The organism is Amycolatopsis sp. SID8362 (assembly GCF_010550475.1).
GTDB classification, from domain to species: domain Bacteria; phylum Actinomycetota; class Actinomycetes; order Mycobacteriales; family Pseudonocardiaceae; genus Amycolatopsis; species Amycolatopsis eburnea.
On sequence record NZ_JAAGNB010001517.1, the window covers coordinates 22,394 to 36,256 of the forward strand.

Annotated in this window: 14 protein-coding genes; 8 read left to right on the forward strand and 6 right to left on the reverse strand. The window is 71.5% G+C overall.

Going from position 1 to position 13,863, the window contains the following annotated elements; genetic code table 11:
- Nucleotides 1–62: 62 nt before the first annotated feature.
- On the reverse strand, nucleotides 63–524 hold the full coding sequence (locus G3I65_RS46600; RefSeq protein ID WP_160701786.1) for a DUF6474 family protein: 462 nt from the start codon (nucleotides 522–524) through the stop codon (nucleotides 63–65).
- A 91-nt stretch (nucleotides 525–615) separates the two neighbouring features.
- On the opposite strand from G3I65_RS46600, the gene G3I65_RS46605 reads away from it, so the two are divergent.
- The 3 genes from G3I65_RS46605 (at nucleotide 616) to G3I65_RS46615 (ending at nucleotide 3,755) form a co-directional block, all read left to right on the forward strand.
- Nucleotides 616–2,256, forward strand: coding sequence for a TM0106 family RecB-like putative nuclease (locus tag G3I65_RS46605; protein WP_166641446.1), 1,641 nt, complete (start codon nucleotides 616–618; stop codon nucleotides 2,254–2,256).
- A gap of 83 nt (nucleotides 2,257–2,339) precedes the next feature.
- Entirely contained in the window at nucleotides 2,340–2,969 is a 630-nt protein-coding gene (locus tag G3I65_RS46610) for a PadR family transcriptional regulator (protein ID WP_203612698.1), read from the forward strand.
- A gap of 132 nt (nucleotides 2,970–3,101) precedes the next feature.
- Nucleotides 3,102–3,755 carry a class I SAM-dependent methyltransferase gene (locus tag G3I65_RS46615; RefSeq protein ID WP_160701789.1) on the forward strand — a complete coding sequence of 218 codons (654 nt, stop codon included), beginning with the start codon at nucleotides 3,102–3,104 and terminating at the stop codon, nucleotides 3,753–3,755.
- An 82-nt stretch (nucleotides 3,756–3,837) separates the two neighbouring features.
- On the opposite strand, the gene G3I65_RS46620 is transcribed toward G3I65_RS46615, so the two are convergent.
- On the reverse strand, nucleotides 3,838–4,596 hold the full coding sequence (locus tag G3I65_RS46620; protein ID WP_160701790.1) for an SDR family NAD(P)-dependent oxidoreductase: 759 nt from the start codon (nucleotides 4,594–4,596) through the stop codon (nucleotides 3,838–3,840).
- 143 nt (nucleotides 4,597–4,739) lie between these two features.
- Here G3I65_RS46620 and G3I65_RS46625 point away from each other — a divergent pair, with 143 nt between their 5' ends.
- The 3 genes from G3I65_RS46625 to G3I65_RS46635 all read left to right on the forward strand — a co-directional run bounded on the left by G3I65_RS46625 (nucleotide 4,740) and on the right by G3I65_RS46635 (nucleotide 8,365).
- Nucleotides 4,740–6,044, forward strand: a complete 1,305-nt coding sequence (locus tag G3I65_RS46625) for a UDP-glucose/GDP-mannose dehydrogenase family protein (protein ID WP_160701791.1) — start codon at nucleotides 4,740–4,742, stop codon at nucleotides 6,042–6,044.
- Nucleotides 6,045–6,177: 133 nt separating this feature from the next.
- Nucleotides 6,178–6,570 carry a VOC family protein gene (locus G3I65_RS46630; RefSeq protein WP_166641447.1) on the forward strand — a complete coding sequence of 131 codons (393 nt, stop codon included), beginning with the start codon at nucleotides 6,178–6,180 and terminating at the stop codon, nucleotides 6,568–6,570.
- Between the two features lie 28 nt (nucleotides 6,571–6,598).
- A complete protein-coding gene (locus G3I65_RS46635; RefSeq protein ID WP_160701793.1) occupies nucleotides 6,599–8,365 on the forward strand; it encodes a gamma-glutamyltransferase family protein in 1,767 nt (588 codons plus the stop codon).
- Nucleotides 8,366–8,687: 322 nt separating this feature from the next.
- On the opposite strand, the gene G3I65_RS46645 is transcribed toward G3I65_RS46635, so the two are convergent.
- The 4 genes from G3I65_RS46645 to G3I65_RS46660 are packed head-to-tail and all read right to left on the reverse strand — an operon-like array spanning nucleotide 8,688 to nucleotide 12,011.
- Nucleotides 8,688–9,083 carry a hypothetical protein gene (locus tag G3I65_RS46645; protein ID WP_160701794.1) on the reverse strand — a complete coding sequence of 132 codons (396 nt, stop codon included), beginning with the start codon at nucleotides 9,081–9,083 and terminating at the stop codon, nucleotides 8,688–8,690.
- 46 nt (nucleotides 9,084–9,129) lie between these two features.
- Nucleotides 9,130–10,017: a VOC family protein gene (locus G3I65_RS46650; RefSeq protein WP_160701795.1), complete on the reverse strand. Its 888-nt coding sequence runs from the start codon at nucleotides 10,015–10,017 to the stop codon at nucleotides 9,130–9,132.
- Nucleotides 10,010–10,534, reverse strand: a complete 525-nt coding sequence (locus tag G3I65_RS46655; protein WP_160701796.1) for an RNA polymerase sigma factor — start codon at nucleotides 10,532–10,534, stop codon at nucleotides 10,010–10,012. The genes G3I65_RS46650 and G3I65_RS46655 overlap by 8 nt, the downstream gene beginning before the upstream one ends.
- Before the next feature lie 52 nt (nucleotides 10,535–10,586).
- Complete coding sequence (locus G3I65_RS46660; RefSeq protein WP_160701797.1) at nucleotides 10,587–12,011, reverse strand: MFS transporter; 1,425 nt, start codon at nucleotides 12,009–12,011, stop codon at nucleotides 10,587–10,589.
- Nucleotides 12,012–12,112: 101 nt separating this feature from the next.
- On the opposite strand from G3I65_RS46660, the gene G3I65_RS46665 reads away from it, so the two are divergent.
- Nucleotides 12,113–12,943 (forward strand): helix-turn-helix transcriptional regulator, encoded by an 831-nt coding sequence (locus G3I65_RS46665; RefSeq protein WP_160701798.1) that lies wholly within the window; start codon nucleotides 12,113–12,115, stop codon nucleotides 12,941–12,943.
- 76 nt (nucleotides 12,944–13,019) lie between these two features.
- On the forward strand, nucleotides 13,020–13,863 hold an 844-nt coding region (locus G3I65_RS46670), incomplete at its 3' end, for a sensor histidine kinase (RefSeq protein ID WP_166641448.1).

Sequence of the window (13,863 nt, forward strand, 5' to 3'; positions counted from 1 at the left end):
GCGCCCCCCGTTCTCTACGCTACCGGCCGGCACCGACAGTTTCGCGGTGCCGGCCGGTGCCGTCAGAGGCCGAGGCGGTGCAGCAGCTGGCCTTCCAGCCGCTCCAGCTCGCCGGCCACCGCGCGGTGCACGGACTTGCGTCGCGCCGTCGGCATCCGCTCCGCGGCGCGGACCGACGCCGACAGCTGCTCCAGCGTGCCGAGGGAGTCCTTCGCGAACTCCTGGTCCGCGTTCGACGCCTTCTCGGACTTCTGCAGTTCGCGGCAGCCGTCGGCGACGCCGGCGATGCGGGCGTGCAGGGCCGCGCCGCGGCCGGTGTACAAGCCCAGCTTGTCGACCGAGACCCCCAGCTTGCGCGCCTGGTAGCGGTCGTACGCCTCCCGCGCGGCACCGGCCGCGCGCACCGCGAACGGCGCGACCACCGGGATCACCGCCGGGCCGAGCACCTTCGCCACCGCGACCGCGTTCTTCGCCTTCTTGGGGGTGAACCTGGCTTCACCCTCGACCTTGGCCTTGCGCGCCATGGCACCTCCCTGCGACGTGTCGACGTCGAACTTACTGGTAGCCAGGGTGGCGGGCATGTCGGCTCGGCGGTGGGAAACTAGAGTGATCTCCATGCAAGGTGAGGTGGTACTCGACGCGGGCGCGGTCAGCCGCTGCCGTCGCCGCGTGCACCTCGAGCACGACCCGGCGATGCGCGAGGTACCGCTTTCCCCGCCGGACCCGACGGCGCAGCAGCGCATCGACGACGCCACCGCGCACCGCGAAGACATCGTTGCCAGGTTGATGGCCGCGAACCCCGGCCACTGGGTGAAGATCGGCCGCGACCTGCCCGCGCACGAACGCGTCGAACGCACCGAGCAGGCCTTCGCCGCGGAAGCGCAGTACATCTGGGGCGCGCTGCTGCCGGTGGACCCGGCCGGCCACCGCCGCGGCGGCATCGACCTGCTGGTGCGCACCGGCCGCGGCTACGTCCCGGTGCTCGTCGTGCGCCACCGCATCACCGACCGCGGCGCGGGCGCGATCGTCACCGAGCTGACCGACCTCGATCCCGGGCACCGCAAGGCGGACGACGCTCGCAAGGTCCGCTCCCAGCCGCGTGACCAGCTCCGGCTGGTGCACATCCGCCGCATGCTGCAGACGCTCGGGCAGGCCGACGAGGGCCTCACCACCGGCGGCGTGATCGGCCTCGACGCCGACGTCGTCGTCTGGCACGACCTCGCCGCGGGCACCTGGCCCGGCGGCCGCAGCGCGCTGACCGAGTACCAGGTCCGGTTCGCCGACCGGCTCGCCATCGCCACCGCGGCCGCGAACGGCGAGGAGCCGCTGGCCGAGCCGTCGCGCGTGCTGGAGTGCCGCCGCTGCCCGTGGTGGCCGACGTGCGAGGTGGTGCTCACCGACAGCCGGGACGTCAGCCTCGTTGTCCGCGGCGAGGACGCGGTGGAGCTGCGCCGCGCCGGCGTGTCCACTGTGGACAAGCTGGCCGCGCTCGACCCGGCGGGCGATCCGCCGGCGGTGAACTGGACGGGCGTCACCTTCCCGGACGCGGTCGTGCTCGCCCGCGCCTGGCTGGCCGACCTCACCCTGGTGCGCCGTGTCGAGGCGGTCGACGTGCCGCGCGGCGACGTCGAGGTCGACGTCGACATGGAGAGCTTCGGCGACGCCGGCGCGTACCTCTGGGGGTGCCTGCTGACCGGCGCCGACATCGGGGTGCCGCAGGGCTACCGCGCCTTCGCGACGTGGGACCCGCTGCCGACCGGCGACGAGGCCCGCTCGTTCGCCGAGTTCTGGGCCTGGCTCACCGACGTCCGCGAGCGCACCGAAGCGGCGGGGCTGACCTTCCGCGCCTACTGCTACAACGCGCTCGCCGAGAACCGCTGGCTCTTCGGCTCCGTCGAGCGCTTCGGCGACCACCCCGGCATCCCCGCGAAGAAGGACATCCAGTCCTTTGTGGACTCCGAGGAGTGGGTCGACCTCTTCCGCAGCGTCACCGACCAGTTCCTGTGCTCCCACGGCAAGGGCCTGAAGGTGATCGCGCCGGTGGCCGGGTTCTCGTGGCGCGACCCGGAAGCGGGCGGCGAGGCGTCGATGCGCTGGTACCGCGACGCCGTGGGCATGGACGGCGAGAAGCCGGACGACGAACAGCGCGAGCGGCTGCTGCGCTACAACGAGGACGACGTCCTCGCGACGCGGGCGCTGCGCGAGTGGATCAGCGCGCGGGCCCAGGCCGAGGTCCCGTACATGTTCGACCTCTGAGGTGCTTTGTCGACTAAGACACTTGTCCGCTGACACGTTCCTGTGGATACTCGTCTACGAGTACTCGTGGACGAGGAGTGATGATGAAGCGGCGGAAGGTCGGCAACCTGCTCGGGCTCGCCGTGCTGTCCGTCCTGGTCGACGGCCCCAAGCACCCGTACGAGATGGCCGCCGTCATCAAGCAGCGCGGCAAGCAGGGCGACATGCCGATCAAGTGGGGCTCGCTCTACACCGTCGTCGCGAACCTGGACAAGCACGGCTTCATCGAGGCCGTCGAGAGCGTGAAGGACGGCGGGCGGCCCGAGCGGACGGTCTACCGGATCACGCCGGCCGGGCACGAAGAACTCGAGGACTGGGTTCGTGAGCTTGTCGGCACGCTCGACCCGGAGCCGCCGCGGTTCAAGGCCGGGCTGTCGATGCTGGGCGTGCTCGGCCCGGACCAGGCCACGCGGCAGCTGCGGCTCCGGCTCACCGAACTCGACGAACGCGCGGCGGGGCTGCGGACTTCCCTCGAGCAGCTGAGCGCGGTCATGCCGCGGCTGTTCCTGGTCGAAGTCGAGTACGACCTGGCGATGGCGGAAGCCGAAGCGCGCTGGGTGCGCGGCTTCCTCGACGAACTGACCAGCGGCGCCGTGCCCGGCACGGACGCGTGGCGGCGCTGGTACGAGACCGGCGAATTCCCCGACGACCTGGGGGAGTTCGTGGAGAAATAGCACGGACCCCGGGTGGTGCTGGCACACCGCCCGGGGTCCTCGACCCCGAACCGAGCACGCCCGGCCCCGAGGTGGCACGAAAAGGATAACCGGGCGGCTCTTCGGTTCGGCTCAACCGAAGAGGAGAGAGTCATGGAGACGACCCGCAAGCACCGGGTGCCCGAGATGGAGGGCCTGCAGGCCCGGTGGTACGCGAAGAACCGAGGCACGGCGGCCCAGCTCGCGCAGTACCGCAAGCAGGCCGCGGAGGTCACGTCCGGGCTGCCGGAGGGCGCCGAGATCCTGGAGGTGGCGCCCGGGCCCGGCTTCTTCGCCGTCGAGCTGGCGAAGCGCGGCTTCCGCGTCACCGGGCTGGACATCAGCCACACGATGGTCGAGATCGCCCGGGAAACCGGCGCCGGCCTGGAGATCGACTTCCGCCAGGGCGACATCACGCACGCGCCCTTCGCCGCGGAGTCGTTCGACTTCGTCGTCTGCCAGGCCGCGTTCAAGAACTTCCGGCAGCCGGTGGCGGCGCTGGACGAGATGCACCGGGTACTGCGCCCGGGCGGGTTCGCGGTGATCCACGACCTCAACCACGAGGCCACTTCCGCGGACATCGGCCGCGAGGTCGAGTCGATGAACGTCGGCGCGGTCAGCGGTTTCACCGTCCGGCAGACGCTGGGCTGGCTGCGCCGCCGCGCGTTCACCCCGGCGCAGTTCGAGGAGCTGGCCGCGCAAAGCGCGTTCGGCGCCTGCTCCGTCTCGCAATCTGGGATCGGCCTGGAAGTCCGTCTCACGCGCTGAGAAAAACGCATCTTTCCTAGGGAAAGCTCGGCCTCAGGGCCCCAGGGCGGCACTTTCGTAGGGAAAGTGCCGCCCTCCGGGGTCAGCGCGGGGCCATGCGCAGGGAGCCGTCCATGCGGACGACCTCGCCGTTCAGGTAGTCGTGGTCGATCAGCGAGAGCGCGAGCTGGGCGTACTCGTCCGGCCGCGCGAGGCGCTTCGGGAACGGGATGCCGGCGGCGAGCGTCGCGCGGAACTCCTCGCTGACCGTGGCCAGCATCGGGGTGTCGACGATGCCCGGCGCGATGGTCAGCACGCGGATGCCGTGCGAGGCCAAGTCGCGGGCCGCGGGGAGGGTCATGCCGACGACGCCGCCCTTGGACGACGAGTAGGCGACCTGCCCGATCTGACCGTCGAACGCGGCGATCGACGCGGTGTTGATGATGACGCCGCGGGCGTCGTCCGCGAGCGGCTCGGTCTTCGCGATCGCCTCGGACGCGACGGTCAGCACGTTGAACGTGCCGATCAGGTTGATCTGGATGACCTTCGCGTACAGCGCGAGGTCGTGGCGGCCCTTCTTGGACAGGATCCGCGCGGACGGCCCGATGCCGGCGCAGTTCACCACGGTCCGCAGCGGTACGCCGGACCCCGACGCCGTCGCGACGGCCGCCTCGACCTGCTCGACGTCGGTGACATCGGCCTCGACGTAGGTGATGCCGTCGACCTGCTCGGCCTTCTCGATCGACTGCGCCAGGTCGAGCGCGAACACCTTCGCGCCCTTGGCGGCGAGCGCCTTCGCCGTGGCTCCGCCGAGGCCCGACGCGCCGCCCGTGACGAGCGCCGCGGTGTCCGTGATCTGCATCTGTGCCGTTCCCTTCGCTGCTCCGGTTCGGGGTCTCAGGTTAACGCTCGTTCGCATCCGCGGTTCGTGTCTTCGCTCACCGCTCCCGGGAGCGTCTGTTTCCGTTAGCGTCGTGGTCAACTCCGGCTGTCACCTTCAGCACCATGACGCCAGCTCGGATCGTGGTGGTAGGTACCGGTTACGTCGGCTTGACCACGGGGGCCTGCCTGGCCAGTCTGGGGCATTCCGTCACGTGCGTGGACGTCGATCGCGCGAAGGTGTCCCGGCTGAGCGCGGGCCGCGTCGACATCCTCGAACCCGGGCTCGCCGACCTGGTGACCCGCGGCATCGCCGCCGGGCGCCTCCAGTTCGTCGTCGGCGCGCGGGACGCGGTCCGCGACGCGCAGGCGGTGTTCCTCTGCGTGCCGACGCCGATGGGCGCCGGCGGCTCCGCGGACCTGCGCGCGGTCGAGGCGGTGACCACCGAGATCGGCGACGTCCTGCCCGCCGGGTGCGCGCTGGTCACCAAGTCGACCGTGCCGGTCGGCACGTCGGAGCGGATCCAGGCGATGCTCGGCCGGCCCGACGTGCCGGTGGTGTCCAACCCCGAGTTCCTCCGCGAAGGCACCGCGGTCGCCGACTTCCTCGGCCCGGACCGGATCGTCGTCGGGTCGGCCGACCTCGCCGCCGCGCGCTGGGTCGGCGAGCTGTACGCCGAGCTGGACGCGCCGGTCGTCGTTTCCGACGCGGCGAGCGCGGAGCTCGTGAAGTACGCCGCGAACTGCTACCTCGCGCTGAAGCTGTCCTACGTCAACTCGATCGCCGAGCTGTGCGAACGCCTCGGCGCGGACATCACCCTGGTCACCGAGGGCATGGGCTATGACCGGCGGATCGGCCGGACGTTCCTCAAGCCGGGCCCGGGCTGGGGCGGCTCGTGCCTGCCGAAGGACACCAGCGCGCTGGTCAAGGTGGCCGAATCGGTGAACTACGACTTCAAGATGCTCACCTCGGCCATCGACGAGAACATCGCCCAGCGCGACCGGATCGTCGCGAAGATCGCCGGCGCGGTCGGCGGCACGCTGGCCGGCGCCCGCATCGGCGTGCTCGGCCTGGCGTTCAAGGCGGGCACCAACGACCTGCGCGACTCGCCCGCGCTCGCCGTGGCGTCGGTGCTGGGCGCGCTCGGCGCCGAGCTGACCGCCTACGACCCGGCGATCGACGGCGGGCTCGACGGGATGACCGTCGTCGACGACGCCTACCAGGTCGCGAAGGACGCGGACGTCGTCGTGGTGCTGACCGAGTGGGCCGAGTTCAAGCACCTCGACTGGGCCGCGATGGCCGAACTCATGGACGGCATCGACGTCGTCGACACGCGCAACCTGCTCGACCCGCGGGTGCTCGTCGAAGCCGGGCTGGCCTGGCAGGGCGTCGGGCGGCCACGAGCGGCGGCGCGGGTCAAGGTGTCGTGAAATACGGTGCCCGGCGCGACCTTCTTGGCTAAGGTGATCAGCACGGCATCGCGTGTCGGTCACCGGCTGGGTGAGGCATGGAGGTGGCGGGAGTGCCCGTGGAGGCATTTCAACCGTGTCAGTTTCCGTTGAGTTGAACCATCTGATCGTCCCGTCCCGGAACAACCGGGAATCCGCCGAATTCCTGGCGAACCTGCTCGGCCTCGAAGTGGGGCAGGAATGGGGCCCGTTCGTCCCGGTCGAGACCCGCAACGGGGTTCGCTTGGACTTCGCGACCGTCCCCGAAGAGGACCTTCGCCTGCAGCACTACTGCTTCTTGATCCCCGAAGACGACTTCGACGCCGTGTTCGCGCGGCTGGTCGAAAGCGGCGTGAGCTACCACGCCGATCCGATGGGGAAGCAGCCCGGCGAAATCAACCACAACCACGGCGGGCGTGGCGTGTACTTCCTCGATCCCGGCGGCAACGGGATGGAGATCATCACGCAGCCGTACGAGCCGGAGCGCCGACGTCCGACGGCTTGGTAATTCGTTAGCGTTGCGTACTATCGGGGGCATGTTCACGACGCGGCCGGAGCTGGCCGGCACCTTCGGGATGGTGGCATCGACGCACTGGCTGGCCTCGGCCACCGGGATGGCGGTGCTGGAAGACGGCGGCAACGCGTTCGACGCGGCGGTCGCCGCCGGGTTCGTCCTGCAGGTCGCCGAGCCGCACCTGTGCGGCCCGGCGGGCCAGGTGCCCGGTCTCTTCGTGACAGCGGACGACCCGACCCCGCGGGCGCTGGCCGGCCAAGGCCCGTCGCCCGCGGGGGCCACGCCCGAGCACTTCGCGTCGCTGGGGCTGGACCTGATCCCCGGCAGCGGCCTGCTCCCGGCGACCGTCCCGGGCGCGTGGGACGGCTGGCTGCTGCTCCTTCGCGACTACGGCACGAAGTCGCTTCGCACGGTGCTGTCGTACGCGATCGGGTACGCCCGCAACGGTGTCCCGCTGGTGTCGCGGGTCTCGGACACGATCAGCGCCGTCTCGGGCTTGTTCACCGAGCACTGGCCGACGTCGGCCGCGCTGTGGCTGTCGGACGGCAAGCCGGCGTCGGGGCTGCACAAGAACCCGGCCCTGGCCGACACCTGGGAACGGTTGCTGCGGGAGGCCGAAGCCGTCTCGGGCCGCGAAGCGCAGATCGACGCTGGACGCCGTGCCTGGTCACAGGGTTTCGTCGCCGAAGCGATCGATGCGTTCAGCCGGACCGCGTTCCGCGACGACTCCGGCCGCGACCACGCGGGCCTGCTGACCGGCGACGACCTGGCGTCGTGGTCGGCGACCTACGAGGACCCGGCGTTCGTCGACGTCGGCGACCGGCGCCTGGTCAAGATGGGCGGCTGGACGCAGGGCCCGGCACTGCTCCAGCAAGCGTTGCTGCTGCACGGCTTCCGCGACGAACTGTCCTTTGTGGACGGCGTCGCCTCGGAGCGCACGGTGCACCTGGCGACCGAAGCGGCGAAGCTGGCCTTCGCCGACCGCGAGGCCTGGTACGGCGACACCGACGTGCCCCTGGACGTGCTGCTCTCGCCGTCGTACACGGACTCACGGCGGGCGTTGATCACCGACACGGCGTCTGATTCTCTCCGCCCGGGCGAGGCCCGCGGCCCGGCGCGGCTCCCGGCGATCCTGGACTCGCTTCAAGGAGTCCAGGCCGAAGGCGGCGCGACCGGCGAGCCGACGGTCGGCCCTCAGGGCCAGACCCGCGGCGACACGGTCCACCTGGACGTCGTCGACGCGGCGGGCAACCTGGTCTCCCTGACCCCGTCCGGCGGCTGGCTGCAGTCCAGCCCGACGATCCCGTCGCTGGGCTTCTGCCTCGATTCGCGCGGCCAGATGTTCTGGCTGGAGCAAGGCCTCCCGAACTCCCTCGCGCCGCGCAAGAGGCCGCGGATCACGCTGTCGCCGTCGCTGGCGTTGCGCGACGGCGTCCCCACCCTGGCGTTCGGCACCCCGGGCGGCGACCAGCAGGACCAGTGGCAGCTGTGCTTCTGGCTCGCCCACGTCTACGGCGGCCTGAACCTCCAGGAGTCGATCGATTCGCCGGCCTGGCACACGACGGCGTTCCCGAGTTCGTTCTACCCACGCTCCTGGAACCCGCGCGAGCTGGTGGTCGAGTCCCGCCTCGGCAAGTCCACTTTGGACGGCCTGCGCGCCCGCGGCCACCAAGTGGTGGACGCGGGCGACTGGGCCCTGGGCCGCCTCTCGGCGGTCTCCCGAACCGGCGGCTTGTTGCGAGCGGCAGCCAACGCCCGCGGCATGCAGGGCTACGCCGCGGGACGTTAGAGCGCGAGCGAGGTCCACCCGCCGCCCTCGGCGAGCAGGGTGCGCACGCCCTCGGCGTGGCCGGCGAACCCGGCGAAATCGTTGTGTAGCAGCGCCATCCGCTCGCACGGCCGAGTTGTCCACATGCGCTCCGGCTATCCACAGATTTGCGGCGTCACCCTTTTGAGGCCCCCACTCCCGATACGCTGGACAAGGGGCCGGCCCCCGGAGAGGGCGGGGGCTGGGTAAGTGAGCCAGACAGGCGCTCGACCCGAGTTCGAGCCACAGCCGCCATCCGGCGGTCAGCTCGTCGTGGTCACGCGGCACCCATTGCCCGGCCATGTCAAAGCCGCAACGAGGTCCAGCCGCCACCCTCGGCGAGCAGCGTGCGCACGCCGACGGCGTGGTCGGCGAACCCGGCGAGGTCACCGTGCAGCAACGCCATCCGCTCGTCGTCGAGTGGTGTGGTGTCGCCGGACCACAGCTCGCGGATCCAGCTCGCGGCCAGGTGCATCGACCGGATCAGCCCGGGGACCTCCGCGTCGGTCGAGCCACCCGAGGCCAGGTAGTCGGTGAGAATCCGGTCGCAGGCGTCGAGCAGCTCGCACAGGCCGCGCACGGCTTCGTCGGGGCTGCCGTCCCAGTCCGGCCGGGGCCAAGCGCCCGACCCGAGTTCGAGCCACAGCCGCCATCCGGCGGTCAGCTCGTCGTGGTCACGCGGCACCCATTGCCCGGCCATGCCTCCGAGTCTGCGCCCGAACGCACGGCCCGGCGGATGGGATTGCTCACTTCCCGGGCTTTTCCCACAGCCAGAACTCGATGCCCTGGTTGTCGACGCAGTCCGCCGTCGTCCCGTACGGGTGGTTCTCCACCTCACCAGCCCGGCCGCCCTGCTCGCGCACCCGCGTCAACGCAGCACCCAGGTCGTCCACCGCGTACATCAGCTTCCACCCGACCTGCCGGTCCCCGGCCCACAACCCGCCTTCGAGGCCCGGTCCCGAGAACCCCCAGGCGTCCGACACCGAACCCGGCGTGAACTGCCAGCCCAGGACCGCCCCGTAGAACGACTTCGCGGGCTCGGCTTCCGGGACCTGGAACGTGAAATACATGGCCTGCCCCGGCTTCGGCGAGGCCGAGGCGGAAGCGGAGACCGCAGCTTGCGAAACCAGCCAGCGCTGCCCGAACGGGTCCCGGAACGAGCCACCCCGGCCGTACGGCGAATCGCTCACCGCGCGGATCAGTGTCGCCCCGCGCTCCAACGCCCGGGCCACCGACACGTCCGGGTCCGGCACCTCCACCCGCACCGACGCGCCACCCTCGCGCGGGGCGATGTGGCCGATCTCGGGGTGCTCCTCGGCGAGCATCAGCACCGCGTCGCCGATGGCCAGCTCGGCGTGGCCGATGCGGCCGTCGTCCATCAGGATCGGGTCGCCGCGGCGGACGGCGCCGAACACCTCGACGTAGAAGTCGAGGGCGGCTCGGGCGTCGGACACCGCGAGGTACGGGGTCAGCGAGCGCAGTTCGGCCGTGGTGGCCGGTGCTTCCGAAGTGGTCGTCATGTCGGCTCCGTTCAGGATCGAGCGGCGCAGGTTGTCGCGCAGCTCGGCGGCGAAGTCCGGGTCGGGTTCGACCCGTGCGGAGGGACGGCGGAGCGCGTCGAACGGCTCAGGCATCGCGACCCTCCTTCTCTTCGTAGGCACGCCGGAACGCGGCGCGGGCCCGCACGAGCAACGCCTCGGTGGCGTGCACGCCGCGGCCCAGGTGGCCGGCGACCTCGGGGACCCCGAGGCCGTCGACGTACCGGAGGGTCAGGGCGGCCCGGTGGTGCGGGCCGAGCGAGTCGAGCACCTGTCTCGCGCGCAGGGCGTCGAGCTGCTCGTCCCACGGGTCTTCGACGTCCGGCTCGCTGTCGTGCACGAGCCGCAAGCCGCGTTCCTCGCGTTCTTTGCGCCGCCAGTGGTCGGCGAGCTTGTGCCGGGCGACGCCGATCAGCCACCCGGTGCTCACTGGAGGTGCGTACTCCTTGCGACAGGCGGCGACCGCGCCGAGGAACGTCTCGGACGTCAGTTCCTCGGCGAGCGTGCGGTCGCCGCAGCGGGACAGCAGGTACCCGTAGACCTCCGGCAGCGCGGTCTCGTAGAGGCCGAGCAGCGCGAAGGCCGGGTCCGGTCGTACCCGAGGTTCCGTCACACCTCCATAGTCGTCCGGGGGACGGCTTTTCCGACGGGTGAATCCGGGATTTCTAGACCCGCGGGTCGGGCAGCCGCCGCCCGGTGACCGCGACGATCGCCGCCAGCAGTGCCACCACGCCGATGACCAGCGCGAACGCGTCCCGGCTGCCCAGCGAGCCGGCGAGTGCCGCGTACAGGCTCCCCAGCGTCGCGACGCCCAGCGCCAGCGACGTCTGCTGGTTCGTGGTCATCACGCCGCTGCCCACGCCGGCCAGGTCGGTCGGCACGTGCGACAGGACGATCCGGAACAGCGTCGTCATCGCGAGGGCGTTCCCGACGCCGATCGCCACCATCGACGGCGCCAGGTCGAGCACGGTCAGGTGCGGCCACTGCGCCAGCGTCGTGCACAGCAGCGCGACCATCCCGAGCGCCGTGATCGCGCCGCCGACCGGGACGACCCGCTGGCCGTAGCGGGCCACCAGCCGGCTGCTCAGCATCGACACCGTGAAGTACGCGACGGCCAGCGGCGTCAGCGCGACACCGGCGCCGAGCGGCCCGAAGTGCAGGCCTTCCTGCAGCGTCATCGCGTAGACGAACATGAACGACCCGAACGCGGCGAAGAACGGGATCGCCACCATCAGCCCGCGCCGGACGCTCGGCAGCCGCAGCACCGACGGCGGCAGCAGCGGCGTGCCGCCGGTCCGCTCCAGGCGCCGTTCGACGTGGACCAGCGCCGCGGCCGCGAACGGGAAGACGGCGAGCAGCGCGATCGTCCACGCCGGCCAGCCCAGCGCCCGGCCTTCCATCAGCGGGACCAGCAACGACAGCAGCGTCACGGCCAGCAGCAGCGTGCCGAGCCGGTCGACGCCCAGCGGGTTGTGCGCGCGGCTCTCCGGCAGGCGGCGGGCCAGTACCAGCACCACCAGGCCGATGGGCACGTTCACCAGGAAGATCGGCCGCCAGCCGCTGCCGAACAGGTCCGCGGCCACCAGGCCGCCGCCGAGGAGCTGGCCGACGACCGTCGAGAGGCCGCCGGTCGCGCCGAACAGCCCCAGCGCGCGCGAGCGCTCTTCGCCGGACGTCGTCGCCTGGATGATCGAGAGCACCTGCGGCAGCAGCAACGCCGACGCCGCCCCCTGCGCGGCGCGGGCGATCACCAGCGTGCCCGCCGTCGGCGCCAGTCCGCAGGCCAGCGACGTCAGCGTGAACAGCCAGAGGCCCCAGAAGAACAGCCGCCGCCTGCCGAACGAGTCGCCGAGGCGGCCCCCGACCACCAGCAGCACCGCGTACGCGATGCCGTAGGCGGCGACCACCAGTTCCAGGGTCGCGGTCGAGGCGTGCAGGTCGGCGTTGATCGTCGGCAGCGCGACGTTGACGATGAAGAAGTCGATGATCGGCAGCGCCGCCCCCAGCAGCACCGTGACCAGGCCGGCGGGGGTCAACCCAGGCCGAAATTGGGCTCCGGCCGAGTTCGGCGCGAGTTCAGTCGTGGTCATGGGTACTACGATCGACCCGGATTTAAACTGGTACCAGTTGTTGTTCATCCTGGTACTGCCACTACCTGGTACCAGGTTCGCGGGCGTGCCATCCTGGCACCATGACCACCGCCGTCGAATCCGAACTGCGCCGCCAGGAACTCGCGAGGTTCCTGCGCAGCCGGCGCGAGCGGATCACGCCCGAGCAGGTCGGGCTCCCGATCCTGGGCCGCCGCCGCACGCCGGGGCTGCGCCGCGAAGAGGTCGCGCAGCTCGCCGGGGTCGGGGTCACCTGGTACACGTGGCTGGAGCAGGGCCGCGACATCAACGCGTCCGAGCAGGTGCTCCAGGCGATCGCCCGCACGCTGCGGCTCGACCCGCACGAGCACACCCACCTCTTCCGCCTGGCCGGCGCGCCCGAGCCCGAAGGCGAGAAGGACTGCCAGGTCATCACGCCGTCGATGGAGCTGATGCTGCAGAAGCTGGAGCCGTACCCGGTCGCCGTCCGCAACGCGCGCTGCGACCTGCTCGCCTACAACCGCGGCTACACCTGGCTGATGGGCGACGTCGACGCGATCCCGTTCGCCGACCGCAACACCCTGGTCCAGTGCCTGCTCAACCCCGAGTGGCGCGAGCGGATGCTGGACTGGGAGACGAACATCCCGCGCGTGATCGCGTCCTTCCGCGCGGCGATGGCCGACCACGTCGCCGAGCCGGCGTGGAAGCAGCTGGTCAAGCGGCTCAAGGCGGAGTCGCCGCTGTTCGCCGAGCTGTGGCCGCACCACGACGTCAACTCGGAGCCGATCCGCACCAAGCGCTACCTGCACCCCGAGGTCGGGCTGCTGCGGTTCAACTTCACCTACCTCTACTACGGCCGCCGCTCGGAGATCACCATGTCGACCTACACCCCGGCCGACGAGGAGACCGCGGCGAAGCTGCCGCTCGTGTTCTGACTACGGCGTACGGCGTACGCGGGGAGCCGCTCCGAGACGGACGCGGCCCGGGTCCGCGACCGGTAGTTTTCGCGGCATGAGATGGCCGCCGTGGGTGGGGCGCGTGGTGCGCACCGTCGTCGTCACCGGGTTCGTGCTGGGTGCGACGAGCGGTGCCTCGCGCTGGCAGCCCGGCTCGCCGCCGATGACCCCGCACGCGGCCGCGTGGCTCGCCGCCACCGGGCTGACGCTGCTGCTCGTCCACCGCTTCCCGCTGACGATCTTCCTGCTCACGACGGCGTCGGCGTTCGGCTACTACGCCTCCGGGCTGCCCGGCGGGCCGGTCATCCTCGTCCCGACCGTCGCGCTCTTCCTGCTCACCCGGCAGCGCGGGCCGCTGACCGCGGGGATCACCGGGTCCGCCGCGCTGGCCGTGCTCTACCTGGTCCACATCGTGACCTCGGGGTCGTTCGCGCTGGAGTTCGGCGCCGGGTTCCTCGTGGTCTGGCTGGTCGCGGTGATCGGCGTCGGCACCGCCGTGCGGTACCAGCTCGACGCGCTCGCCGCCCGCCGCGAGCAGGCCGACGAGCACCGCCACCGGCTCGCCGAGCAGGAGCGGCTGCGCATCGCCCGCGAGGTCCACGACGTCGTCGCGCACAGCCTCGCCATGATCAACGTCCAGGCCGGCGTCGCCGCGCACGTCGCCGACCGGCGGCCCGAGCAGGCGAAGGAGGCGCTGCTGAACATCAAGGCGGCCAGCGCGTCCGCGCTCAAGGACCTGCGGGCGACCCTGGCCGTGCTGCGTTCCGGCGAGGACAAGGCGCCCGCGCCGAGCCTCGTCCAGGCCGGTGAGCTGCTGGACCACGCCCGCGACGCCGGGCTGGCGGTCGACGTCCACGGCGAGCCGGGCGACCTCCCGGCGCCGGTCGACGCGGCCGCGT